The sequence below is a fragment of the Qipengyuania nanhaisediminis genome, assembly GCF_900115585.1.
Classification (GTDB): Bacteria; Pseudomonadota; Alphaproteobacteria; order Sphingomonadales; family Sphingomonadaceae; genus Qipengyuania; species Qipengyuania nanhaisediminis.
Genome location: NZ_FOWZ01000002.1, coordinates 474,876 through 497,238 on the forward strand (window position 1 = coordinate 474,876; position 22,363 = coordinate 497,238).

The window sequence follows — 22,363 nt, forward strand, 5'->3', positions numbered from 1 at the left end:
CTTGTCTTGACGGCTGCAACTGCATAGCGAGGCTGGGATGAGCGACTTCCCCAGCCCCGACGAACTATTCGCCCGCCCGTTCTTTTTCGTCGGCATCGGCGGATCAGGCATGCTGCCGCTTGCGCAGATCCTCAAGGGCCGCGGCTGCAAGGTAGCCGGATCCGACCGCAGCTTCGACCAGGGTCGAACTCCGGAGAAATTCGCCGCCCTCGAAAAGCAAGGTTTCGAACTCCATCCCCAGGACGGTAGCGGGATCGTGTCGAGCGACCAGATCGTCGTCGCGTCTGCCGCGATTGAAGACAGCGTTCCGGAAATCAAACAGGCGAACGATCTCGATTGCCTTCGCCTGACGCGCGCCGAACTCAATTCGATCCTCTTCAACACCAGCGGCGCAGGATTGGCAGTCGCTGGGACCAGCGGGAAATCGACGGTAACCGGAATGCTCGGGTGGATACTCGAAGCAACCGGTCGCGCGCCCACGGTCATGAATGGCGCGGTGATGAAGAATTTCGTCTCGCCGGAGCGCCCCTTCGCCAGTTCTGTCGTCGGCTCGCAGAGCCTTTATGTCAGCGAAGTGGACGAGAGCGACGGGTCGATCGCGCTCTACAAACCCGCGGTCGGCATACTTCTCAACGTCTCGCTCGATCACAAGAGCATGGAAGAGTTGCGCCAACTGTTCGGCGATTATCTGTCGCGCAGCCGAATTTCGGTCCTCAATGCGGACGATCCGGAAGCGCTCGCCCTCCTGCCTCATGCGAAAGAGGTCATCACCTTCGGGATCGATCAGGAAAAAGCGCAAATCGGCATTGAGCCGGGAAGCATCGCCGAGGGGCCCGTCCGGCAAGCCGCCATGGTCGTCGACCGGCATGACGGCAGCCAGCACGCGCTGCGGTTGAACATGCCCGGTCGCCACAACCTCTCGAACGCCCTTGCGGCGATTGCCGGCGCGGCCGCAGCCGGTGTGCCGGTTGCGGAATCAGTACAGGCGCTGGCCGGTTTCGACGGGCTGGCCCGGCGTTTCGACATTGTAGGCACGACACACGCTGCCATCACCGTCATCGACGACTTCGGACACAATCCCGAGAAATGCGCTGCCACGCTGAAGACGCTTAAATCCCACGACGGCCGGGTGCTCGCCTTCTTCCAGCCCCACGGATATGGCCCTTTGCGCCAGATGGGTGCCGAATTGGCCGAGACCTTCATCGACGTCATGGGAGCGGATGATCGCGTAATCTTTTCAGACCCTGTCTATTTCGGCGGTACTGTCGACCGCAGCGAGGGGAGCGAGCGGATCGTGAAACTCATCGCCGAGGGCGGCGCAAGGGCTGAACACGTGCCGTCGCGCAAGGATGTCGAGGACCGCCTGGTCTCGCTCGCCCGTCCCGGTGACCGGATCGTGATCATGGGCGCGCGCGACGACACGCTGAGCGAATTTGCGCTGCGGATTTTCCAGCGCCTGTCCTGACAGATCAGTGGGCTTCGGCGCCCTCGCCCATGCCATGGCCCATCTTGAAGACCTTATGCAGCAGGATCACGATCACGAAGCCCAGGCCAAGGCCGACAAGCGCCGAGATCGCGGCGTAGGTCGCCCATCCAAGCAGGCCTGACAATCCGCCTGTGACCGTCTCCACAGCGTGCTGGACTCCATGCGCCCAGTCCGACGGGCCGTGAAGGCCGAGCTCGTGCAGGCCATGCAGGATGATCCCTCCGCCGACCCACAGCATGGCAATGGTGCCGATGAATGAGAGTGCCGTGAGGATGTAAGGTACCGAACGCACCAGGAAACGACCGAACTGCTCGGCGGCTTGCGATTTGCGTTCGGAAAGATGCAAACCGATGTCGTCCAGTTTCACGATGATCGCCACCGCGCCGTAGACGAACAGCGTAACCGCGATGCCAACGACTGCCAGAACTCCGGCCCGCACGATGAAGTCTTCCGACGCCACCTCGTTGAGCGTGATCGCCATGATCTCGGCCGACAGGATGAGGTCTGTCCTGATCGCCCCTGCGACGCGCTGATTCTCGAAGGCGACTGGATCGACAATCTCGTCCTCGAGTGTCTTGCCGTGCTTCTCGCCGCCGAGCTTCTCCATGACCTTCTCGGCGCCTTCGTAGGACAGGTAAGCCCCGCCCAGCATCAGGATGAAGATAATGGCCGAGGGCAGCAGCCAGCTGAGTATCAGGGCGCCAGGAAGAAGGAACAGAAGCTTGTTCTTCAGCGACCCCTTGGTGATTTTCCAGATGATCGGGAGTTCACGTGCCGGACTGAGGCCAGTGACGTAAGAAGGCGTCACAGCGGCATCGTCGATGATCACACCGGCGGTTTTCGTCCCGGCCTTGCTCGCAGCGACGGTGATGTCGTCTACCGATGCGGTGGCCGCCCGCGCGATTACCGAAACGTCGTCCAAAAGCGCTACAAGTCCGCCGGGCACGCAAAATCTCCTGTGTTTCCACTGCCAACGGCCCCCTGCCTTGCACGTTCCACCCGCGCAAGGGGACAGTTTGCCTTGCATTCGCGCAGAATCCGGCTATGTGCGCGCATCCCTCGCTTCCGGGCGAAGGAATGAAGAAAGCCGGAGGGGCCCCGCAATCCCGCGGACAAGCCAGCGATCGGCCGACAGTTGAAAGGACAAGAGCATGGCTCTCTACGAGCATGTTTTCTTGGCGCGACAGGACCTGAGCCAGGCTCAGGTTGACCAGCTCGCAGCCACGGCGACCGAAATCGTCGAAAAGAACGAAGGCAAGGTCACCAAGACCGAGACCTGGGGCCTCAAGAGCCTCGCATATAAGATCGACCGCAACCGCAAGGCGCATTTCGTAATGCTCAACATCGAGGGCCCCGGCTCCGTTGTTGCAGAACTCGAACGCCAGACGCGCATCAACGAAGACGTCATCCGTTACATGACCATCCGTGTCGACGAACACGAAGAAGGTCCGTCGGTAATGATGCGCAAGAACGAGCGCGATTCCAAGAAGCGCCGCGAACGCGAGGAGCGTAACTGATGGCCCGTCCGTTTTTCCGCCGCCGCAAGTCTTGCCCGTTCGCTGGCAAGAATGCCCCCGCGATCGACTACAAGGACGTTCGCCTCCTTCAGGGCTTCATGTCCGAGCGTGGCAAGATCGTACCCAGCCGCATCACCGCCGTCAGCGCGAAGAAGCAGCGTGAACTCGCCAAGGCGATCAAGCGCGCACGCCACATCGGCCTGCTTCCGTACATCGTGAAGTAAGGAGCAGAGACCATGGATATCATTCTCCTCCAGCGCATCGAAAAGCTCGGCACGATCGGTGACGTCGTCACCGTGAAGGACGGCTACGCGCGTAACTTCCTCCTTCCGCAGAAGAAGGCCCTTCGTGCCAATGCTGCGAACAAGAAGGTCTTCGAAGCCAACCGCGAACGCCTCGAGAAGGAAAACGCCGAACGCCGCGCCGAAGCCGAAAAGGCCGGTGAAAAGGTCGACGGCGTCGAAGTCGTGCTGATCCGCGCCGCTTCGAACGCAGGCCAGCTGTACGGTTCGGTCAACGTTCGCGACATCGTGAACGGCCTTTCCGACAAGGGTCACGAGATCGACAAGAAGCAGGTCATCATGGGCAACCCGATCAAGACGATCGGCATGCATGACGTGCGCATCGACCTCCACCCCGAGGTTTCCGTCACCGTGAAGGCGAACGTCGCCCGCTCGGACGACGAAGCCGAACTGCAGAGCCAGGGCGTCGACGTGCTCGCGCAGATGTTCGAAGAAGAACAGCGCGAAATCGAAGAGCAGGCCGAAGCCAACCGCATCGACACGGGCCTCGAGCCGGGTGAAATCCCCGCCGACATGCTCGAAGACGGCGTCAGCACCGAAGAAGGCACCAGCGAAAGCGAAGCCCTCATCGAAGCTACCAAGCCGGAAGGCGACGACGCGTAAGCGCATCGACCTCGAACAAACAGGGCGCGGCGACTTCGGTCTCCGCGCCCTTTTTGTAACAGGCCCCTTCCTGTGGCAGGAGGTGTCATCAAAACAACAAGAAGCCAGGAGAAAATCCAGCCATGGAATCAATCGACCAGATCCTCGACAAGCTCGAAACCGTCTATGACGCGGCGATTTCCCGCCTGCGGGAAGATGTGATCGCTTTCGGCAAGACCCGCGAACTGCCCGCCGCCGAACGGCGCAAAGACGGCAGCTACGCCTATCCCGAACTCCGCCTGCTGTTCCGCGGCGGCCAGATGCCCGACGGTTCCAACCGCGCATTCGGCCGGCTGAACATGCCAGGGCTCTATGCAACGACCGTCACCCGTCCCAGCCTCTTTCGCAATTACCTGCGCGAACAGCTCGAACTGATCGGATCGAATTACGAGATCGAGGTGGAGGTCGGCTCATCGCGCCAGGAAATCCCCTTCCCCTATGTCCTCGACGGCGAAGCAGGCGCGGTACTGGCGGGTATCGATCCCAACGAGATCGCTCGCCACTTCCCCTCCACCGACCTCGCCGATATCGGCGACGAGCTGGCCGACGGCATCGAGCTGGAAAATCCCGACGATCCCATCCCGCTGTCGCTGTTCGACGGCCTGCGCACGGATTTCAGCCTTGCTAGGCTTGCGCATTACACCGGGACCGATCCGCAGCATTTCCAGCGGTTCATCCTGTTCACCAATTACCACCGCTATGTGGACGAGTTCGTCGACTGGGCAGGATCGCAGCTTGGCAAGAACGGCTACACCGCGCTGGCTGGTGCCGGTGGCCTGATGATCACCGAGGCGACCGACAATGCGCGCGGCCAATTGTCCGATACCGCGTGGCGTCGCCACCAGATGCCCGCCTACCACCTTGTCGGTAAGAACGGCGGCGGCATCACGCTGGTGAACATCGGCGTCGGTCCGTCCAACGCGAAAACGATCTGCGATCACTTGGCGGTGATGCGCCCCGAAGCTTGGCTGATGATCGGCCACTGCGGTGGTCTGCGCCCCAGCCAAAAGATCGGCGACTACGTGCTCGCCCATGCATACCTGCGCGACGATCACGTGCTCGACCCGGTTCTCCCGCCGGAAATCCCCCTTCCCGCCATCGCAGAAGTCCAGCAGGCGCTGGCCGAAGCGGCGGAGGCTGTCTCCGGCGAGCATGGCAGCGACCTCAAGAAGCGCATGCGTACAGGTACCGTCGTCACCACCGACGATCGTAACTGGGAGCTGCGCTATACCCAGTCGGCAAAGCGCCTGAGCCTCAGCCGCGCCGTCGGCATCGACATGGAAAGCGCGACCATCTCTGCCCAGGGCTACCGCTTCCGCGTCCCCTACGGCACGCTGCTATGCGTTTCGGACAAGCCGCTCCACGGCGAGATCAAGTTGCCAGGCCAGGCAAACAAGTTCTACGAGGAAGCCATCGCGGCCCACTTGCAGATCGGCGTTACCGCCTGCGACCTGCTACGCCAGGAAGGCCCGAAACTGCACAGCCGCAAGCTGCGCGCCTTCAACGAGCCGCCGTTCAGGTAAATCAAGGGCCCGTCAGCCGACGGCAGTCGCTTCGATTTCGATCATGAGAGCCGGATCGTAGAGTTCTTTCACCCCAAGCAGGGTGCTGCAAACCTGCGCTCCGGCTCCGACATGCCACTTCACGATGTGTTCGGCCTTTTCCATGAATTGCGGCACATCGGTCGTATAGAAGTTCAGCCGGACAAGGTTCGTCGCGTCCATGCCTGCGGACTTCAACGCGTCAAGCAGATTGCCCCACGCTGCCTCGTATTGAGCGACGAGATCACCGGGATGCATGGCGTTGCCGTCCGGATCGGAAGCCGTCTGGCCGGATAGGTAGAGCGTTCGCTCCCCACCCTTCACTTCGACTGCGTGGTTCACACCGAAATGCGTCAGCCATTCGGTGGGATTGTGAGTTGTCCGGTCCATCGAACCTCCTGCTGGATTTGCGCTAACCCTTACCCTTCGTCTTCGTCTTCCCGACCTTTGCGTTGGCCGCCATGTAATCGATGATCATCCCGGCGATGTCCTTGCCCGTGGCATTCTCGATGCCTTCGAGGCCGGGCGAGGAGTTCACCTCCATGATGACCGGACCATGATTGCTGCGCAGCATATCCACGCCGCAGACATTGAGACCCATACGCTTTGCCGCGCTCACCGCTGTCGAGCGTTCGGCAGGCGTGATCTTGATCAGCTCTGCACTGCCGCCACGGTGGAGGTTGCTGCGGAAGTCGTCCGCTGCGCCGGTGCGTTTCATCGCGGCGACGACCTTGCCGCCGACCACCAGCGCGCGAATGTCGGTGCCGCCTGCTTCCTTGATGAATTCCTGGACGAGGATGTTCACATTGGCCCCGCGGAAGGCCTCGATCACCGACTTGGCCGAAGACATGGTTTCGGCAAGCACGACGCCAATGCCCTGTGTGCCCTCCAGCAGCTTGATGACCACCGGCGGGCCCTTCACCGCCTTGATGATCTCCTCGGCCTGCTTGGGATCATTGGCATAGGCCGTCAGCGGCAGGCCGAGGCCGTGCTTGGCGAGGATTTGCATGGAGCGCAGCTTGTCGCGGCTGCGGCCGATGGCGACGCTTTCGTTGAGCGGCCAGCATCCGCGCATCTCGAACTGGCGCAGGATTGCGAGACCGTAGTTCGTGATCGAGGCGCCGATACGCGGGATGACCGCATCATAGCCGACACAGGCCTCGCCATTGTAATACACCTCGGGCCGGTGGCTCGCGATGTGCACCGTGCAACGCGTCGTGTTGAGGATATCGAGTTCGTGTCCGCGCTCTTCCGCCGCCTGCTTGAGGCGCTTGTGCGAATAGAGATTGGGATTGCGCGCAAGCATGGCGATTTTCATGGTTTGTGGCCTTTCTTGACCTTCATTTCAGGCGTCTGGAGCCAGGAATACCCTGAATCCACGACAAATCTACGACGTAGGGACGAGCGACCGATCAGCATCGGGAACTTCATGTCCGACCGGTCGGCCAGGCTGATTTCCGCACGAAATTTAACGTCGCCGATCTTCAGCGGCGTCTTGATGACATAGCGATACTGGGTTTCGCCATTGGAACTGGTGATCCCGCGGATGTCGACGTGAACGGCCTCGCATATCTGGCGCACATGGGGCTTTTCGAAGTCGACGGCAAAACGGACGTATTTCTCGCCATCACGTTCGAACTCGTCGAGCACCACGCCGTGCAAGGAGGACGTGCGCGCTCCGGTATCGATCTTCGCGGGAATACCCCGCAGACCAAGCTCAGGCAGGTGTACCAGCTCCCGCCACCCCACTACGGGCAAAACCTTAATATCACTCATTCAATTATCGCCAGTCCGTCTCCACCTCCTTCACCCGGTAGGCGGCGCAAGACCTCTCCGCTAGCGAAATCGACTTCCGCGATCGTGTCCGAACGTGTCTCAGCGGCGTAAATCCGTTCCCCGTCGGGGGACCACAGGATCGTGACCTGAAAGCGGGTCTGCGCTTCTTCGGGACTGGACACCGCGATATTGCGCACGACTTCTCCGATCGCAGTATCGATCACCGACAGACCGCCATCGGCGAGGTCGCTGGTCACCGCGAAGTCTCCTTGCGGACGGACCGCGATACGCAGCGGGAAGCGTCCGGTGTCGATCTCATTGCGGATCGCGAGGGACATGGGATCAAGCGCGAAGGCCTTGTTCGAGCCGCGTGCGGAGACCCACAGCGTCTCGCCATCGGGGCTTAGCGCAATGCCTTCTGGTTCCTCGCCCACTTCGACCGAAAGCGGGGCGCGGCGGGTCTTCAAATCGACCATCGTGACTGTTTTCGAGCCGAGATCGGTCGTCCAGGCGTGACGCGCATCGGGCGAGACGCAACCATGTGGCTGCCTTCCTTCCCTGTCGAATATTCGAACGTCTCGTGCTCGCCCATCGGGGAGCGGATCCAGAAGACTGACTGGCGCCCCTCGGCGGTTGCGTAAAGATCGCCGTTCGGGTGCCACACGATCCCGTGCGGACGGGCGTTTTCACCAAGCTCCACCGACTTCAAGCGGCCGAGGTCGCTGGTGCGAAAAATGTCGAGACTGGTTCCGCCATAGCACGCGAGTGCCACGTATTTGCCGTCGGGTGACGTCGCCAGTTCGTGCGGGTTGGCGCAGCTGTCCACCCGCGCAACCTCGGTCCCGCTGGCAAGGTCGATCTTGGCCAGCGTGTTGCCGAACTTGCCCGCCACGAACAGCGCGCCATCTGCAGGACTGTCAGATACGGCACGCGGCCCGTCCTCCGCCACCGGCGCGCATGACGCGAGCAGGATGGAGAGGAGAGCCGCGATCCGCATTCTTACCATCCCTGCGGCTTGCCCTGGTTCTGCTCTTCCAGCCACGCCATCAGCGGGGCGAAATACTCGACCATTGCCTTGCCGGACATCTGCCGCTCGCCGGTGAAGGCTTCCAGAGCATCGGGCCACGGCTTGCTCGCGCCCATTTCCAGCATGGCGTTGAGGTTCTTGCCCACTTCCTCATTGCCGTAGAACGAGCAGCGGTGAAGCGGCCCTTCCCAGCCTGCCTGGTCGCACGCAGCCTTGTAGAACTGGAACTGCAGTATCCGCGCGAGGAAGTAGCGCGTGTACGGCACGTTACCCGGGATGTGGTACTTCGCGCCCGCGTCGAACTTCGTCTCGTCACGCGCAACGGGTGGCGTTATGCCCTGGTATTCGAGCCGCAGGTCGTTCCAGCCGGCATTGAGGCCTTCGGCGGGGATCGACCCGTCGAACAGGCCCCAGCGATAGCGGTCGACCATCAGGCCGAACGGCAGGAAGGCCACCTTGTCCATCGCTTCGCGCAGCAGCAGGCCGATATCCTTGTCCGCGCTCGGCACGTCTGCACGATCGAGCATGTCGATCTGCACCAGGTATTCCGGCGTGATGGACAAGGCGATCATGTCGCCGATCGCTTCGTGGAAGCCGTCGTTCGCGCCGTTGAGATGCAGGTAATCCTGCTGGTTGTAGGCGCGCTGGTAGTAGTTGTGACCAAGCTCGTGGTGGATGACCTTGAAGTCGTCCGCATTGCGCTTGATGCACATCTTGATGCGCAGGTCGTCGACATTGTCCACGTCCCAGGCGCTGGCGTGGCAGACAACTTCGCGGTCGCGCGGCTTGGTGAACTGGCTGCGCTCCCAGAAGGTTTCCGGGAGCGGTTCGAAGCCGAGCGAGGAGAAGAACTGTTCGCCCACGCGGACCATCTGGACCTCGTCCACGCCGTCTTCTTCGATGAGCTCGGTAAGGTCATAGCCGATGTCGCCGGCGCCCTCGGGAGCGACGAGCGGGTAGATATTGCCCCATTCCTGCGCCCACATATTGCCAAGCAGATCGGCGCGAATGGGTCCGGTCGCGGGCTGCACAGCGTCGCCATACTTCTCGTTGAGCTTGGAGCGGACATAGGTGTGCAGCGCCATGTAGAGCGGCTTCACTTCCTGCCACATCCGTTCCGTCTCGGCGGCGAACTGGTTGGGGTCCATGTCGTAATTGGAGCGCCACATTGCGCCCAGGTCGTTGAAGCCAAGCTCCTTCGAACCCTCGTTCGCAATGCCGATCATGCGCAGGTAGTCGCTGCGCATCGGCGCGCCGACATTGTCGTGCCAGCTGGCCCACATTTCCGCGAGTTCTTCGGGAGTGCGTTCCAGATTGCCCATCTCGGCTTCGATATCGGAGCCGTTGATCTCCTCGCCGTTCAGCGTGCCCTTGCCCTTGCCATAGGCGGAACCAAGACGCGTCGCGATGTCGGACAGCTCGGTTGCGGCGCCATCACGGACCGGAGCGGGCATGACGATGCCGTTGCGCAGGATATCGAGCTTGCGAGCCACTTCGGCATCGAGGCCGGCAACGCGTGCATATTCAGCCGCCTTGTTCGCATAGGCGACCGATTTCTGGGTCGCTTCGGCCCCGTATTTCGCAGCGAGCATATCGCTGTCGTGAACGATATATGTCGAGTTGAGCCAGGCAACGCGCGCGTATTCGACGCCGAAATCGAAGAGGTCCTTCTCGACCATGTCGACCCATGCAGCCGCCCCTGTCGGCGTCATCGGGTAAGGATCGGCATCTTCCACCGGCGCGATCGGTGCGGAAGGCATCGGCTCCGCATTTGCGGTGGTGCAGGCAGCAAGCGAAATGGCGAGCGCGGACAGCGCTACGGGTGCGAATTTCATGTGTATCCTCTCGAACAGGGTAATCCGGTTTCGTATGTCACCGGATTGCACCTGTCTGGAGGCTTTATCAACCCGCTCGATTTCTCATTCGACGAACGACAAGCAAGGCCAATATGCCGAGGAAGCTCACGCCAAACGCGGCCATCTTGATAGGCTGCATTGTTGCGGCGAGGCGAGCGAGCCCGTCATCCCCTTGCATGGAAGTCAGTTGGATGAACTGTGCGATCGTCTCAGCGTAATCGGTGATGAGGAAAATCCCGCCCATTGCACTTACGACCAGGCCCGCAGTGGGAAATGTACGGCGCATGGCGATGCCGCCCAAGGTCGCACCGATGCCGTAGAGCCCGATGAAGAGGAAATCGCCGATCATCCCCCATCGTGCATGGCCAAGCAGGCCTGCTTCGCTCCACGCCTGCTGGATGCGGTTGACTTCGGCTGCACTACCCGCAGCCTGGTGATCGAATATGCCGCCGGGAACCTCGGGGATGGCCAAGGGCCCGTGCGGGATACGCAACAGGGCAAACACCAGCAGGCCCAGGAGCCAGATGATCCACCAGTAACGGACAAGCAAATTCACGCGGTCCGATCCAGCCAGTCGGCCATGGCCAGTCCGAGATCGGGCTTGGTAACGCTCCCCATGTGTGTGCCCGGGACTTCGGCATATTCGGCGTTCGGCAAGAGTTCGGCCAGCGCTTCTGCAGAGCCGTTATCGCGGTCTTCGTCACCGCAAACGACCAGCGTCGGCATGGAGACATTGTCCAGCATCGCGAGATCGAGATCCGGCATCGTGTCGAGCAAGAGCCGCGCCGCGGTGCGATTGACGCCTTGCGACTTCAGGAACTGCATCGAGAAGTAGGCGGGGTCACCGCGCTCGATCGTGTCGAATTCATCGATCACGCGCTTGAAGAATGCGCTGCGCTTGCCCCATTCGCCAAGACCCGCCGTGCCCATGCCTCCCACGATCAGCCGCTCTGGCGAGAGGATTCCATGCGCCACGCCATGCAGCGATGTCCGCGCCCCCAGAGAAAATCCGCCGAGGTCATAGTCCTCGAGCCCTAGATGATCGACAAGCGCCGCCACATCGCGCACGAGGACGTTTAGCGGGTACTTCTCCGGCTCCTCTGGAGCGTCGCTGTCACCATGGACCCGAAAATCGAGCATGATGACCTCGTACCCACGCGAGGCGATCTCCTCGGCATGCCCGAACTTGATCCAGTTCATCTGCGCGCTTGAAAACAGGCCATGGAGCAAGACCAGCGGTTTGCCCTCGCCGACACGGTGAATGGCCAGCCGGGTACCGTCGAAGCTTTCGAAATGTTCGGCGCTCATGCCAGCCCCACCAGCGAGACCCATTCTTCCGTAGAGGACGGCTGCGTTTCCATCGTCTTGCTATCCTTCGGGATCAAGATCCACGGTTGCTTGCTCTTCACCCAGACATGTGCCGCGGGGACGATGTCGCTGCTGACGTCCAGTGTTCCGCACCGCAAGCTGGCGAAGCCCGCCCGGCGGTCGTTTACCGCGTAGATCCTAGCCTTGCAGGTCCCACATCCATAAATCGTAGATTTCGCGCCGGAAGGCTGCGTATATTCCGCAGTATCGAGCGCACCTTCGACCTGGATATCTTTCTCCGCGAACAGCATGTGTTCCGAAAACGCCGTGCCGGTCCGCTTCTGGCAGTCGGTGCAATGGCAGGCATATGGCGCGAGCCGCATGCCTTCCTTGAGCACATAGCGCACCGAGCCGCACAAGCACCCGCCGGTCAATTCTCCCTTCACCGCTTTTCCAATCCCTTCTGCTCCATCCGCCATTTGACCATCTCGATACGGTCCTGCCCGAAGAAAGGCTCTCCGTCGAAGACAAGCGTGGGGACGCCCCAGTGGCCGGCGGCTTCGAGCGCTTCCTGGTTGGTGGCAATCTCGGCGTCGAGCGTCTCTGCATCGCCCTGCACCTCGGCGATGATTTCCTCGACCCCCAGCCCGGCCGCCTCCAGCGCGCGGTCGAGGTGTCCGCCTTCGTGCCAGTTCTCCTGCCCGCCCCAGATCATCCGGCCCGCTTCGGCTGCGAAAACCAGCCCGGCACCGCGTCGGGCGGCGGCCTGCCCCATGCGCGTCACGCGGCGAATATAGGGCTGGTCGTCGGCGATCTGCCGCGTCGCCATGTCCTGGATGATGGGATCGGGCCGCGGCGCGCCGAAGGGAATTTCGTGGAATTGAGCCACGCGGATCATGTCCCGCATGGTGTAGCCGAGCCAGTTCGGGTGGTTCCGTTCGAAGAAATCTGGCTGCCGGATCGCAAGCGGGTAGACGGGCCTCAGAGCGATCTTGAGATCGAACTCTTCGGTCATCCCTCGATAGCGACCGACCGAAAGATAGCTGTAGGGCGAACGAAAGCTGAAATAGAGCTCTGCGGTAAGGGTCATGCCTGCCTTATACAGACGCGCAGCCTCAGCGGAAGAAGCAGCTCAATCCGGCCTGTAGGGCCGTTATCGTCCCGTCCTCCGCGAACCCCCTGATCGTGCCGAAATCACCGGTCGTATATTCGAATTCGCCGGGTAACGTGCTGTCGATCTCGCGCACCTGGCGTTCTGATTTCAGCGCTTCAAGTGTCGCGCCTGTCCGGATGCCATCCGACGTGACGACGCCGTCGCCCCCACGCACGAACCATCCCGCAAAGCGATCATCCTGGTAAGCGATTTGGAGCGGGCCGTAGGAGGTGAAATCCATAGCGCCTGCACCGCATTCTTCCTGACGCGATTGTTCGCCAGCCTCGCCCCAGGCACTTTCAGCCATGGCGTCGACCTCCGCACGAGGCGAGCCGAACCGCATGACCATAGCACCCTTGTCGCTTGCCGCGGCCAATCCGTTGGCATTGACGATGATGCGCGCTTCCTCGAACCGGTCGACCACCTGCGTCGGTGCGGGTTCGGGGGCAGGCTCGTCACTGCAAGCCGCAAGGCCAATAGCGATCGGCAGCGCCGCAAGAGAAACCGCTCTGATCATCCCTTCTTCAGGACCTCGCGACCCAGCAGTTCGGCGATCTGTACTGCGTTGAGCGCCGCACCCTTGCGAAGGTTGTCGGATACGCACCACAAGACAAGGCCGTTCTCGACCGTGGCGTCTTCGCGCACGCGGCTGATGTATGTCGCGCTGTCGCCGGCCGCTTCGACAGGTGTGGTGTAGCCGCCATCTTCGCGCTTATCGACGAGCATGCATCCCGGTGCTTCGCGCAGGATGTCCTGCGCCTGTTCTGCCGAAAGCTCGTTCTCGAATTCGATGTTCACCGCTTCGGAATGCCCGACGAAGACCGGCACGCGCACGCAGGTCGCCGACAGCTTGATCTTCGGGTCGAGGATCTTCTTGGTTTCGACCACCATCTTCCATTCTTCCTTGGTCGATCCATCGTCCAGGAAGACATCGATGTGCGGGATCACGTTGAAGGCGATCTGCTTGGTGAACTTCACCGGCTCGACAGAGTCCCCGACGAAGATATTGCGGCTCTGTTCGAACAGCTCATCCATGCCCGCCTTGCCCGCGCCGGAAACCGACTGGTAGGTGGAAACCACGACGCGCTTGATCGTCGCTGCGTCGTGCAAAGGCTTGAGTGCGACAACCAGCTGCGCGGTCGAGCAGTTGGGGTTCGCTATGATGTTCTTCTTGGAATAGTCGTGGATCGCTTCCGGGTTCACTTCCGGCACGATCAGCGGCACGTCCGGGTCCATCCGGTAAAGCGAGCTGTTGTCGATCACCACGCAACCCGCTGCAGCGGCTTTGGGCGCATATTCTTTCGCAGGACCGCTACCGGCGGCGAACAGGGCAATGTCCCAGCCCGCCCAGTCGAAATGCTCGATATTCTTGCACTTGAGCATCTTGCCGGTGTCGCCGAATTCGACCTCGGTGCCGTGCGAACGGCTGGAGGCAACGGCCGCCACCTCGTCGCAGGGGAACCCGCGCTCGGCCAGCACCATCATCATTTCGCGTCCGACATTCCCGGTCGCGCCGACTACGGCAACACGATAGCCCAAATCACTTCTCCAAAATCAATCTGCCGCCGAGATAGCGATTGCCGCCGCGCCCGCAAGCGCACATTCGATTGCGGGCGGTAAAGCGTCACTCCGGCGGGGTTACACCGTGATGTTCGAGGAACCTGAACACGGTGTTGTAACGGTGCGGCGAAATCTGTTCGCCCGAAACACGGTGCGTGTAGCCGGGGTAGAGCATCATCTGGAAAGGCACATTGCCTTCCTGCATCGCCGAAATCAGCTCGGTCGCGTTCTCGAACACGACGTTGTCGTCCGCCATCCCGTGGATCAGCAGCATGGGATCCGTAATCTTCGTTGCGTCCGGAATGGCCGAAGCGGCCTCGTAAGCCTCCGCATCGTCCTGCGGCGTGCCCATGTAACGCTCGGTATAATGCGTGTCGTAAAGTTCCCACCGCGTGACGGGCGCGCCGCTGATACCGGCGGCATAGAGACCCGGGTCGGCCTGGAGCTGCTTCAATGTCATGTAGCCGCCATAAGACCAGCCATCGATTGCGATCTTGTCCGGGTCGACGAAATCGAACTGGGTGAGAAATTCCGCGCCCGCCTTCTGGTCGCGCACTTCGACGCCGCCCATGGCGCGGTAGATCGGCTGTTCGAACTTGACCCCCCGATTGGCGCTGCCGCGATTGTCGAGCGCGAACCAGATGTAGCCCTTGTCGACGATCGCCTGGCGTAGCGCGCCATTCCAGCCCTTCGTGACAATCTGCGGGCCGGGACCGCCATAATGGTAGAAATAGACCGGGTATTTCTTGCCCGGCTCAAGGTCGGGCGCAACCATTTCCCAATAGAGCAGCGTGCCATCCTCGGCCGGTAGGACGCCGTACTGGGTGGGCCTGTGGCTGGCCAAATAAGGCGTATAGGGATGATCGGCGTCGAGCTCGTTCTGCTCGATCCACGCGAGACGCGTTCCCTCCGCATCGGCGAGGTAGCTTTGCGGCGGGCGGTCGTCATTCGAGCGCGTCACAAGCAGCGTCTGCGCCTTGTTATCCATGGTGCCCGAATTGACATAGGACAGGTCGGTGAGGCGCGTAACCTGCGCCGGATCGGCAAGGTCGAACATGTAGATCTGCTGCGCCAGCACATCGTCCTTCGTCCCCTGGAAATAGACGCGGCCCCGCACCTGGTCGACGCCGAGCAGCTTCGTCACCACCCAGTCGCCGCTCGTCAGCTGCTGCCAGTTTCCTTCGGCGTAGCGATAAAGATGGCCATATCCATCGCGTTCCGACCACCATATCAGGCTGCCATCGTCGAGCCATTTGTAGTCGTCCGACAGGTTGATCCAGTAATCTTCCATCGCGGCGTTCTCGGTGAAGACCACTTCACTAGCACCGGTGGCAGGATCGACCTTGAGAACATCGAGAAGCGTCTGTTCGCGGTTCTGGCGCTGGACATAAAGCGCCGATCCGTCAGGTGCCCAGTCCACGCGGGCGAGGTAGATGTCCGGATTATCGCCCAAGTCCACCTTCACGCGGTTTCGCCCGTTCGGATCCATGACGAACAGGTCGACTATCGCATTGGCGCTGCCGGCGACGGGATAGCGCTGGTCGAAGACCTTGGTGCCGGTCGCGCCGATGGCTGCGCGGGTGACAATACCCACCCCGCTTTCGTCGAAGCGCTGGACTGCGATCCGGCGGTCGTCGGGGCTCCACCAATAGCCGGTGAGCCGGGCCATTTCTTCCTGCGCGACGAATTCCGCTTCGCCCCAGCGGATATCTTCGCCTTCCTTCGGGGTGACGGGGCTGGCCTCGGCGCCCACGTCGCCGACCCACAGCTGCCTGTCGCGCACGAAGCTGACATAGGCACCCGTGCTGCTGAGCGAGGGGTTAAGCTCACTTTCTTCAGTATCGGTAAGCTGGACGACTTCGCCGCCGATCCGGGCGAGGTAAAGATCGCCGTCGAGCGGCACGAGCACGGCATCGGCTTCCTTGGTCCACTGGTAGTCGATGATGCCCTTGAGGCTGCCGACACGCGCACGTTCGCGCTGCATCTTCTCGTCCTCTGACAATTCGCGGCCCGAAGACAGCTTCTCGCTGTCGACCAGCATCGACCAATCGTCCTTCTCGCGGTCATAGGCCCACAGATCGTAGCGCTCGCGGTCGTCCTCGCGGTTGCGCAGCAAGGTCAGGTAACGCCCGTCCGGCGAGAGTTTCGCCTGGCGCGGCGCGGGGCCATCGAGCGAGGGAGAGGCGAAGACGCGTTCGAAGGTCAGGTCCATGGGGGCCGCCTGTGTTGTAGTGGTGTGATCGTCGGCCAGCGCAGGCGCTGCAAGGCAGGTGCCGAGCGCCAGGGCCGTGGCAAAGGTCAAAACGCGCAATTTTCTCTCCCTGATTGCGGTGCCATGCTCTCGCAAGCTGCGGGGTGGAAAGCAAGCCTTGGAAAAAAGCGCGCAATTCATGCCTAATTTCGCCTTAAGCGCGCTTCCTTAAATCCCCTTAACGCCTGTCCTGCAGAAGGGTCCCTGTCATCGGGAGCCACTTTCCGGCTCAACGGCTTCCGGAGGCATCAGAACGGGCCGCAAGGCTCATCATGATCCCCACGTGACAAGGGCGGTGCTTTCAGGAGCACCGCCCTTTCTTTTGGGTTCTTGGGAGGCGGTGCTTTCAGGAGCACCGCCCTTTCTTTTGGGTTCTTGGGAGGCGGTGCTTTCAGGAGCACCGCCCTTTCTTTTTTGGCCAAACGAAAAAGGGCGGCCCCGCAGGACCGCCCTTCGAATTCGCTGTTGCGAGCCTTACGCCTTGGGGGCGTTGTCGCGACGCTCGGCGATACGAGCGCGCTTACCGGTACGGCCACGCAGATAGTAGAGCTTCGCGCGACGCACGATACCGCGGCGGACCACGGTGATGCTGTCGACGATCGGGCTGTAGAGCGGGAACACGCGTTCCACGCCTTCGCCGAACGAAAGCTTGCGGACGGTGAAGTTGCTGCCCATGCCGCGGTTGGAGCGGGCGATGACAACGCCTTCGAAATTCTGGACACGCTCGCGGTTGCCTTCCTTGACCTTCACGCCGACACGTACAGTGTCACCGGCGCGAAATTCCGGAACGTCCTTGCCGAGGTTCTCGATAGCTTCTGCTTCGAGCTGCTGAATCAGGTTCATCGAACCGTTTCCTTAGTCTTTTCGCCGCGCGCCAGAGGCAGACTGGTCCCGATCGCCACTATAGCGATCCCAAAGGTCCGGCCTGCGTAACCGTGTGTCTTCCTCGCTCCTTGCCTTGCGCCAAGCAGCGATCTTCGCATGATCCCCCGATCGCAGCACTTCAGGGATCGTGCGCCCTTCCCATTCCTGAGGTCGGGTATATTGCGGATATTCGATGAGGCCGTTTTCGTAGCTCTCTTCGACTCCGCTATCGGGCGCGCCCATTACTCCGGGAAGCAGGCGAATGCAAGCGTCGAGTATGGCCAGCGCGGCGGTCTCTCCGCCCGACAGGACGATATCGGCAAGGCTGACCTCTTCGATCTGTGGGTAATGGTCGAATATCCGCTCGTCGAAGCCTTCGAACCGGCCACACAGTATGGCAACCCCGGGTCCGGCCGCGATCTCGCGGATGCGCGCCTGGCTAATCGGCTTGCCGCGCGGGGTCATGGCGAGGATCGGCCTTCCCTCGCCCACGCTTTCGATAGCGGGGCCAAGGACATCGGCCTTGAGCACCATGCCCGCCCCGCCGCCGGCGGGCGTGTCATCTACCGTGCGGTGCCTGTCCGTGGCAAAGTCGCGGATCTGGACAGTCTCGCACGACCAGTCCCCCCGATCGAGCGCCCTGCCCGCCAACGACACGCCCAGCGGCCCGGGAAACATCTCGGGATAGAGGGTGAGGATGGTGGCTGCGAAGGTCATTACTCTGCCAATTCTTCGCCACTACGCCGTCGGTCAAATCGCTGAGAGGCGAAGTATGCTGCGGGAAAACCCGCCACAGCAGTCATGAACGCTCCAAGCGCAACGAGAACGATCCCAACAATCAAAAGCTCGGCTCCTAACTCTTCGGTAGCCACTATGACGATGGGAATCAGGGTGAGGATGACTGAAGCAATTGTGCCCGAGATTGTCGCACGCTTTCGAACCGACGCAATGCGAGGAGCAGTGCTCAACCAGAACGCAATCCCCATGGAAAACATGGCTAAGGGCAAGCCATAACCGAGAAGCATCCCGAACCAGCCCACAAAATCGCTCACAATGTACTGCTCCATAAGATGCCATCTTTTGCCCGCGTATCGATCTGAAGCTCGAACACATCCGGCCGCGAGTAATGGCCATCAGTATCGAGGCTCGCCAGTCCCTGCCCGATCTCGCCGAGTTCGATGTCAGCAAATAGCGTCTCCTCACCCTCGCCCGCCTGCACCACAATCCGCGCATCGGGTGCGATAATCATCGAACCGCCGCGATTGAGCGCATCGCCCTCAATCGCCTCGATCAACTCCTTAGCCGCCACGTCGCCGCCAACGCGCTCCAGTCCGTCGAGCAAATCGTCCTTCGCCTGCACCAGCCCCGCCGCCAGCACGAAGGACCGCCCCTCCATCGCATAGTGCCGCGAGGCGAGCGCATATTCCTCGCGCACGGTGGGCCACGCCGCAACATGGACGCTCTCGCCGAGATTGTGCATCGCCGCGCGTGCCAAGGGCATCCAGTGCTCCCAGCAGATCAGCGAGCCGATGTTGCCCCTTTCCGCCTGGTGCACGCCGAGCGTCGAACCGTCGCCGCGCATCCAGATGAGGCGCTCGCCATGTGTGGGCACCAGCTTGCGGTGGTCGAGCACCGGCAGGCCGGGCCGGAAGGTCATCTGGTTGTTGTAGAGGCTCTGGCGACTACGCTCATGCGCGCCGATGCTGAGGACCGCACCACTCTCGTCGGCAAGTTCCTGCAAGGGCAGCAGCCGCTCGTTATTCGCCACTACCGCTTGTTCGAGCATGATGCGGTGCAGCGCCTTGGTTCCCGGATGGTCCCACAGCGCCGCGCCGGGCGCTTCGTCCAGCCAAAGCGGATAGCCGCCGAGGAAGGTCTCTCCGAACGCCACAAGCTGCGCCCCGCCCTCCACCGCGTCACACGCAAGGCGCACGGCCTTCTCGATCCCGTCGTCAATCGCGAGCGGGATCGGCGCGGCCTGGACAATGGCTACCTTGAGCGTCGTCATGCCGACGCGGTTAGCGCGGGTGGAACCGCTTGGCTATCCCGCGCGGTCTTACGCTCCAGCGATACTCAGCGGGATGGAAGCTGGCTTGCACCTGCCTTGCGCGTCGGGAGGTACCTCCCGACAAGGCTGGAGGTGGCCACCCCGAGGGCGAGCAGGCCGCCTGCGCCGAACAGATCCATGCCATCCAGCGTCGTGCTCGGCCCGCCTTCGAGCCTGATCGCAAGAAGGACTGCAAGCGGCGCCGCACCCGCGAAAAGGTGCCGCAACCGGGGACCCATCGTCGGGGACACCTTGCGCACGGCGAGGCTCATCCCCGCGCTCATGGCGGCGTAATAGGCGATAAGGAAGGGTACGGAATCAAACATGGCGGTCACCCCGGGAATGGCATTCTAACGAGGTCAGGACCGTGTCCGCGCCGAACCGCCAGGTCGACAGGCGCTCTACATAAGCAATACAGCGATCTGCGAGCGGCTATTCCGCGAAGTCGGCGCTGATCGTCAGCTTTTCGCTGTCCCAGCCGGGCACCGCCTGCTCGGTCAGGGGGACCATGAACTTCTTGCCGTCGGGCTTCTCGATCTCGACGATATCCGTCGCGCCGAAGTTCTCGACCGCGCACACGCGGCCCACGGCCTCGCCCGCATCGGTCACCACCGGCAGGTCGAGCAGGTCGGAGTAGTAGAATTCGCCCTCCTCCAGCGGCGGGAGGGCATCGATCGGAACCGTCAGCACCGTGCCGCGCAGGGCCTCGGCATCGTTGCGACTGGTGATCTCGGCAAAGCGCGCGATTGCGCCGCCCTTGTTGTCGCTGCGCACCTTGGAAAGCGTCAGCGTACCGTCGTTGAAGCTCTTATGGGCTTTCAGGGCATCGACGCCCTCCCCGAACAGCTTCAGACGGACTTCGCCCGCCACGCCATGCGCACCAGTGACGGCGGCAAGGGTGGCGGGCTTGTCCTGCATGGAAAAGGCTTACTCGGCCTTTTCTTCGGCTGCGTCTTCAGCCGGAGACTCTTCTGCAGCAGCTTCTTCGGCCGGCGCTTCTTCAGCAGCAGCTTCTTCAGCCGGAGCTTCGGCTTCTGCTTTGGCTTCTTCTTCAGCAGCCTTGGCAGCTTCTTCAGCTTCTGCAGCCTTCGCAGCCTTCTCTTCAGCGCGTTCCTTGGCGGCTTCGCCCGGTTCGCCCTTCTTCGGGTTGTTGCGCGGCGCACGCTCGAGGATGCCGGCTGCGTCGAGGAAACGCAGCACGCGATCGCTCGGCTTGGCGCCAACGTTCAGCCAGTGACGTGCGCGGTCTTCGTCGAGCTTCACGCGCTCGCCCGAATCCTTCGGCAGCATCGGGTTGTAGGTGCCGATCTGCTCGAGATACTTGCCGTCACGCGGGCTGCGCGAGTCCGACACGACGATGCGGTAGTAGGGACGCTTCTTCGCGCCACCGCGCGACAGACGAATTGCAACTGCCATTTTACTTCACCTTTCGAATGTAAATATCGGTAATTTCGTTTATTTCTTGTTCAACATGTCACGCAGATCGGCGGGGAGCGTGTCGGGATCGACACTCGGTCCCTTGTCGCCGCCCGAACCCAGTCCGGGCAGTCCGCCCATGGGACCGGGCCCGCCGGGGCCGCCGAGGCCCGGCATGGCGGCACCGAGGCCACCCTTGCCGAACAGGGCACCGAGACCCTTCAACCCGCCCATCTTCTTGATCTGCTTCATGGCCTTGGCCATTTCCTGGTGCATCTTGAGCACCTTGTTCACTTCCTGGACCTGCGTGCCCGAACCTGCTGCCACGCGCTTCTTGCGCTTGGCGTTGAGCAGCTTGGGATGCTTGCGCTCCTTCGGGGTCATGGACGAGATGATCGCGTCCATGTGGACGAGGACCTTGTCGTCCATGCCGCTGGCCTGCATCGCCTGCTTGGCCTTCTTCATGCCCGGCATCATGCCTGCAAGCGCGCCAAGGCCGCCCATGTTCTGCATCTGCTTCAATTGCATGCGAAGGTCGTCGAGGTCGAATTCGCCCTTCGCCATTTTCTTGGCGAGCGCTTCGGCCTCTTCTTCCTTGATCGCGGTCGCAGCCTTTTCGACGAGGCTGACGACATCGCCCATGCCGAGGATGCGGCCGGCCACACGCTTGGGATCGAAGGCCTCGATCGCGTCGAGCTTTTCGCCCGTACCTGCAAACTTGATCGGCTTGCCGGTGACATAGCGCATCGAAAGCGCCGCACCGCCGCGCGCATCGCCGTCCATGCGGGTCAGCACCACGCCGGTCAGCGGCACTTCGCCGGTAAAGCTCTGCGCGACGTTGACCGCGTCCTGGCCGGTCAGGCTGTCGACAACCAGCAGCACTTCGGTCGGCGCGGATACGGCGTTGATCGCCTTCATTTCCGCCATCAGCGCTTCGTCGACGTGGAGGCGGCCCGCGGTATCGAGCAGCAGGACGTCTGCCGCCTGGAGCTTTGCGCTTTCCATGGCGCGGCGTGCGATATCGACCGGCTGCTGGCCGGGCACGATCGGCAGGGTCGCGACATCGACCTGTTCGCCCAGCACCTTGAGCTGTTCCTGCGCCGCCGGACGATTGACGTCGAGCGAGGCCATCATGGCCTTCTTGCCGTGCTTTTCGCGCAGCAGCTTGCCGAGCTTAGCCGTCGTGGTCGTCTTACCCGAACCCTGCAGGCCGACCATCATGATGACGACGGGCGGCTTGGCGTTGAGGTTCAGCCCTTCGACCTCGGTGCCGCCGAGCATGTCGACCAGCTCGTCGTCCACGATCTTGACGACCTGCTGGCCGGGAGTGACGGATTTCAGGACTTCCGAGCCGATCGCCTTTTCGGTGACGGCATCGATAAAACGGCGGACGACGGGCAGCGCGACATCGGCTTCCAGCAGCGCGATGCGAACTTCGCGCATGGCTTCGCGCACATCGCTTTCGGACAGCGCGCCGCGGCCCTTGAGCTTGTCGAAGACATTGCCGAGCCGGTCGGACAGATTGTCGAACATGGCCGTTCTACTCCTTCCCGATGCCTGGGCACCGGATAAACGCGAAAAACGCCGGCGGACGAAAACTCGTCGGCCAGCGTGGGG

The 22,363-nt window shown here is 61.9% G+C and carries 27 protein-coding genes; 5 read left to right on the plus strand and 22 right to left on the minus strand.

Annotated elements, in window-relative coordinates:
- Positions 1-37: 37 nt before the first annotated feature.
- The gene (locus BM173_RS07865; protein ID WP_090479665.1) at positions 38-1,465 is read left to right on the plus strand and encodes a glutamate ligase domain-containing protein; all 1,428 of its coding nucleotides are present in this window, start codon (positions 38-40) and stop codon (positions 1,463-1,465) included.
- Positions 1,466-1,469: 4 nt separating this feature from the next.
- Here BM173_RS07865 and BM173_RS07870 read toward each other — a convergent pair whose 3' ends face one another.
- The gene (locus BM173_RS07870; RefSeq protein ID WP_090479668.1) at positions 1,470-2,432 is read right to left on the minus strand and encodes a DUF808 domain-containing protein; all 963 of its coding nucleotides are present in this window, start codon (positions 2,430-2,432) and stop codon (positions 1,470-1,472) included.
- A gap of 205 nt (positions 2,433-2,637) precedes the next feature.
- On the opposite strand from BM173_RS07870, the gene rpsF reads away from it, so the two are divergent.
- The 4 genes from rpsF to BM173_RS07890 all read left to right on the plus strand — a co-directional run bounded on the left by rpsF (position 2,638) and on the right by BM173_RS07890 (position 5,470).
- Positions 2,638-3,003: a 30S ribosomal protein S6 gene (rpsF, locus tag BM173_RS07875; RefSeq protein ID WP_090479670.1), complete on the plus strand. Its 366-nt coding sequence runs from the start codon at positions 2,638-2,640 to the stop codon at positions 3,001-3,003.
- Complete coding sequence (gene rpsR, locus BM173_RS07880; protein WP_090479673.1) at positions 3,003-3,227, plus strand: 30S ribosomal protein S18; 225 nt, start codon at positions 3,003-3,005, stop codon at positions 3,225-3,227. Before rpsF ends, rpsR begins: the two co-directional genes overlap by 1 nt.
- Positions 3,228-3,239: 12 nt before the next feature.
- Positions 3,240-3,908 (plus strand): 50S ribosomal protein L9, encoded by a 669-nt coding sequence (gene rplI / locus BM173_RS07885; RefSeq protein ID WP_090479677.1) that lies wholly within the window; start codon positions 3,240-3,242, stop codon positions 3,906-3,908.
- A gap of 122 nt (positions 3,909-4,030) precedes the next feature.
- A complete protein-coding gene (locus BM173_RS07890) occupies positions 4,031-5,470 on the plus strand; it encodes an AMP nucleosidase (RefSeq protein ID WP_090479681.1) in 1,440 nt (479 codons plus the stop codon).
- A 12-nt stretch (positions 5,471-5,482) separates the two neighbouring features.
- On the opposite strand, the gene BM173_RS07895 is transcribed toward BM173_RS07890, so the two are convergent.
- From BM173_RS07895 to ffh, 21 genes are all read right to left on the minus strand, one after another.
- Entirely contained in the window at positions 5,483-5,878 is a 396-nt protein-coding gene (locus BM173_RS07895) for a RidA family protein (RefSeq protein WP_090479685.1), read from the minus strand.
- A 22-nt stretch (positions 5,879-5,900) separates the two neighbouring features.
- The gene (rimK, locus tag BM173_RS07900) at positions 5,901-6,806 is read right to left on the minus strand and encodes a 30S ribosomal protein S6--L-glutamate ligase (protein WP_090479688.1); all 906 of its coding nucleotides are present in this window, start codon (positions 6,804-6,806) and stop codon (positions 5,901-5,903) included.
- Positions 6,803-7,264 carry an ATP-dependent zinc protease family protein gene (locus BM173_RS07905; protein ID WP_090479691.1) on the minus strand — a complete coding sequence of 154 codons (462 nt, stop codon included), beginning with the start codon at positions 7,262-7,264 and terminating at the stop codon, positions 6,803-6,805. Before BM173_RS07905 ends, rimK begins: the two co-directional genes overlap by 4 nt.
- Positions 7,261-7,740 carry a YncE family protein gene (locus tag BM173_RS14770; protein WP_245755818.1) on the minus strand — a complete coding sequence of 160 codons (480 nt, stop codon included), beginning with the start codon at positions 7,738-7,740 and terminating at the stop codon, positions 7,261-7,263. Before BM173_RS14770 ends, BM173_RS07905 begins: the two co-directional genes overlap by 4 nt.
- Entirely contained in the window at positions 7,728-8,261 is a 534-nt protein-coding gene (locus BM173_RS14775; protein WP_245755819.1) for a YncE family protein, read from the minus strand. The genes BM173_RS14770 and BM173_RS14775 overlap by 13 nt, the downstream gene beginning before the upstream one ends.
- 2 nt (positions 8,262-8,263) lie before the next feature.
- A complete protein-coding gene (locus BM173_RS07915) occupies positions 8,264-10,126 on the minus strand; it encodes a M2 family metallopeptidase (protein WP_090479694.1) in 1,863 nt (620 codons plus the stop codon).
- 67 nt (positions 10,127-10,193) lie between these two features.
- On the minus strand, positions 10,194-10,703 hold the full coding sequence (locus BM173_RS07920; RefSeq protein ID WP_090479697.1) for a hypothetical protein: 510 nt from the start codon (positions 10,701-10,703) through the stop codon (positions 10,194-10,196).
- Positions 10,700-11,455, minus strand: coding sequence for an alpha/beta fold hydrolase (locus BM173_RS07925; RefSeq protein WP_090479699.1), 756 nt, complete (start codon positions 11,453-11,455; stop codon positions 10,700-10,702). The genes BM173_RS07920 and BM173_RS07925 overlap by 4 nt, the downstream gene beginning before the upstream one ends.
- The gene (locus tag BM173_RS07930; RefSeq protein ID WP_090479702.1) at positions 11,452-11,934 is read right to left on the minus strand and encodes a GFA family protein; all 483 of its coding nucleotides are present in this window, start codon (positions 11,932-11,934) and stop codon (positions 11,452-11,454) included. Before BM173_RS07930 ends, BM173_RS07925 begins: the two co-directional genes overlap by 4 nt.
- Positions 11,898-12,545 (minus strand): 2-hydroxychromene-2-carboxylate isomerase, encoded by a 648-nt coding sequence (locus BM173_RS07935; RefSeq protein ID WP_090479705.1) that lies wholly within the window; start codon positions 12,543-12,545, stop codon positions 11,898-11,900. The genes BM173_RS07930 and BM173_RS07935 overlap by 37 nt, the downstream gene beginning before the upstream one ends.
- Positions 12,546-12,570: 25 nt before the next feature.
- Positions 12,571-13,125, minus strand: coding sequence for a hypothetical protein (locus BM173_RS07940; protein ID WP_090479708.1), 555 nt, complete (start codon positions 13,123-13,125; stop codon positions 12,571-12,573).
- The gene (locus BM173_RS07945; RefSeq protein ID WP_090479710.1) at positions 13,122-14,147 is read right to left on the minus strand and encodes an aspartate-semialdehyde dehydrogenase; all 1,026 of its coding nucleotides are present in this window, start codon (positions 14,145-14,147) and stop codon (positions 13,122-13,124) included. Before BM173_RS07945 ends, BM173_RS07940 begins: the two co-directional genes overlap by 4 nt.
- A gap of 85 nt (positions 14,148-14,232) precedes the next feature.
- Positions 14,233-16,479, minus strand: coding sequence for a S9 family peptidase (locus BM173_RS07950; RefSeq protein ID WP_090479713.1), 2,247 nt, complete (start codon positions 16,477-16,479; stop codon positions 14,233-14,235).
- A gap of 414 nt (positions 16,480-16,893) precedes the next feature.
- Positions 16,894-17,262 (minus strand): 50S ribosomal protein L19, encoded by a 369-nt coding sequence (gene rplS, locus BM173_RS07955; RefSeq protein WP_090479716.1) that lies wholly within the window; start codon positions 17,260-17,262, stop codon positions 16,894-16,896.
- 12 nt (positions 17,263-17,274) lie between these two features.
- On the minus strand, positions 17,275-18,000 hold the full coding sequence (trmD, locus tag BM173_RS07960) for a tRNA (guanosine(37)-N1)-methyltransferase TrmD (RefSeq protein WP_090479719.1): 726 nt from the start codon (positions 17,998-18,000) through the stop codon (positions 17,275-17,277).
- Positions 18,000-18,335 (minus strand): hypothetical protein, encoded by a 336-nt coding sequence (locus BM173_RS07965; RefSeq protein WP_143089602.1) that lies wholly within the window; start codon positions 18,333-18,335, stop codon positions 18,000-18,002. The genes trmD and BM173_RS07965 overlap by 1 nt, the downstream gene beginning before the upstream one ends.
- Entirely contained in the window at positions 18,332-19,291 is a 960-nt protein-coding gene (locus BM173_RS07970) for a carbon-nitrogen hydrolase family protein (protein WP_090479723.1), read from the minus strand. Before BM173_RS07970 ends, BM173_RS07965 begins: the two co-directional genes overlap by 4 nt.
- Before the next feature lie 65 nt (positions 19,292-19,356).
- Complete coding sequence (locus BM173_RS07975) at positions 19,357-19,656, minus strand: hypothetical protein (RefSeq protein WP_090479726.1); 300 nt, start codon at positions 19,654-19,656, stop codon at positions 19,357-19,359.
- Between the two features lie 106 nt (positions 19,657-19,762).
- Entirely contained in the window at positions 19,763-20,248 is a 486-nt protein-coding gene (gene rimM / locus BM173_RS07980) for a ribosome maturation factor RimM (RefSeq protein ID WP_090479729.1), read from the minus strand.
- A gap of 9 nt (positions 20,249-20,257) precedes the next feature.
- On the minus strand, positions 20,258-20,746 hold the full coding sequence (gene rpsP, locus BM173_RS07985; protein ID WP_090479731.1) for a 30S ribosomal protein S16: 489 nt from the start codon (positions 20,744-20,746) through the stop codon (positions 20,258-20,260).
- Positions 20,747-20,785: 39 nt separating this feature from the next.
- A complete protein-coding gene (gene ffh / locus BM173_RS07990) occupies positions 20,786-22,279 on the minus strand; it encodes a signal recognition particle protein (protein ID WP_090479734.1) in 1,494 nt (497 codons plus the stop codon).
- Positions 22,280-22,363: the final 84 nt, after the last annotated feature.

Bases quoted from the DNA above. Each gene is read 5' to 3' on its own strand.
- BM173_RS07865 (WP_090479665.1), top strand. From the start codon at position 38: ATGAGCGACTTCCCCAGCCCCGACGAACTATTCGCCCGCCCGTTCTTT.
- rpsF (WP_090479670.1), top strand. From the start codon at position 2,638: ATGGCTCTCTACGAGCATGTTTTCTTGGCGCGACAGGACCTGAGCCAG.
- rpsR (WP_090479673.1), top strand. From the start codon at position 3,003: ATGGCCCGTCCGTTTTTCCGCCGCCGCAAGTCTTGCCCGTTCGCTGGC.
- rplI (WP_090479677.1), top strand. From the start codon at position 3,240: ATGGATATCATTCTCCTCCAGCGCATCGAAAAGCTCGGCACGATCGGT.
- BM173_RS07890 (WP_090479681.1), top strand. From the start codon at position 4,031: ATGGAATCAATCGACCAGATCCTCGACAAGCTCGAAACCGTCTATGAC.
- BM173_RS07895 (WP_090479685.1), bottom strand. From the start codon at position 5,878: ATGGACCGGACAACTCACAATCCCACCGAATGGCTGACGCATTTCGGT.
- rimK (WP_090479688.1), bottom strand. From the start codon at position 6,806: ATGAAAATCGCCATGCTTGCGCGCAATCCCAATCTCTATTCGCACAAG.
- BM173_RS07905 (WP_090479691.1), bottom strand. From the start codon at position 7,264: ATGAGTGATATTAAGGTTTTGCCCGTAGTGGGGTGGCGGGAGCTGGTA.
- BM173_RS14770 (WP_245755818.1), bottom strand. From the start codon at position 7,740: ATGGTCGATTTGAAGACCCGCCGCGCCCCGCTTTCGGTCGAAGTGGGC.
- BM173_RS14775 (WP_245755819.1), bottom strand. From the start codon at position 8,261: ATGCGGATCGCGGCTCTCCTCTCCATCCTGCTCGCGTCATGCGCGCCG.
- BM173_RS07915 (WP_090479694.1), bottom strand. From the start codon at position 10,126: ATGAAATTCGCACCCGTAGCGCTGTCCGCGCTCGCCATTTCGCTTGCT.
- BM173_RS07925 (WP_090479699.1), bottom strand. From the start codon at position 11,455: ATGAGCGCCGAACATTTCGAAAGCTTCGACGGTACCCGGCTGGCCATT.
- BM173_RS07930 (WP_090479702.1), bottom strand. From the start codon at position 11,934: ATGGCGGATGGAGCAGAAGGGATTGGAAAAGCGGTGAAGGGAGAATTG.
- BM173_RS07935 (WP_090479705.1), bottom strand. From the start codon at position 12,545: ATGACCCTTACCGCAGAGCTCTATTTCAGCTTTCGTTCGCCCTACAGC.
- BM173_RS07940 (WP_090479708.1), bottom strand. From the start codon at position 13,125: ATGATCAGAGCGGTTTCTCTTGCGGCGCTGCCGATCGCTATTGGCCTT.
- rplS (WP_090479716.1), bottom strand. From the start codon at position 17,262: ATGAACCTGATTCAGCAGCTCGAAGCAGAAGCTATCGAGAACCTCGGC.
- trmD (WP_090479719.1), bottom strand. From the start codon at position 18,000: ATGACCTTCGCAGCCACCATCCTCACCCTCTATCCCGAGATGTTTCCC.
- BM173_RS07970 (WP_090479723.1), bottom strand. From the start codon at position 19,291: ATGACGACGCTCAAGGTAGCCATTGTCCAGGCCGCGCCGATCCCGCTC.
- BM173_RS07975 (WP_090479726.1), bottom strand. From the start codon at position 19,656: ATGTTTGATTCCGTACCCTTCCTTATCGCCTATTACGCCGCCATGAGC.
- rimM (WP_090479729.1), bottom strand. From the start codon at position 20,248: ATGCAGGACAAGCCCGCCACCCTTGCCGCCGTCACTGGTGCGCATGGC.
- rpsP (WP_090479731.1), bottom strand. From the start codon at position 20,746: ATGGCAGTTGCAATTCGTCTGTCGCGCGGTGGCGCGAAGAAGCGTCCC.
- ffh (WP_090479734.1), bottom strand. From the start codon at position 22,279: ATGTTCGACAATCTGTCCGACCGGCTCGGCAATGTCTTCGACAAGCTC.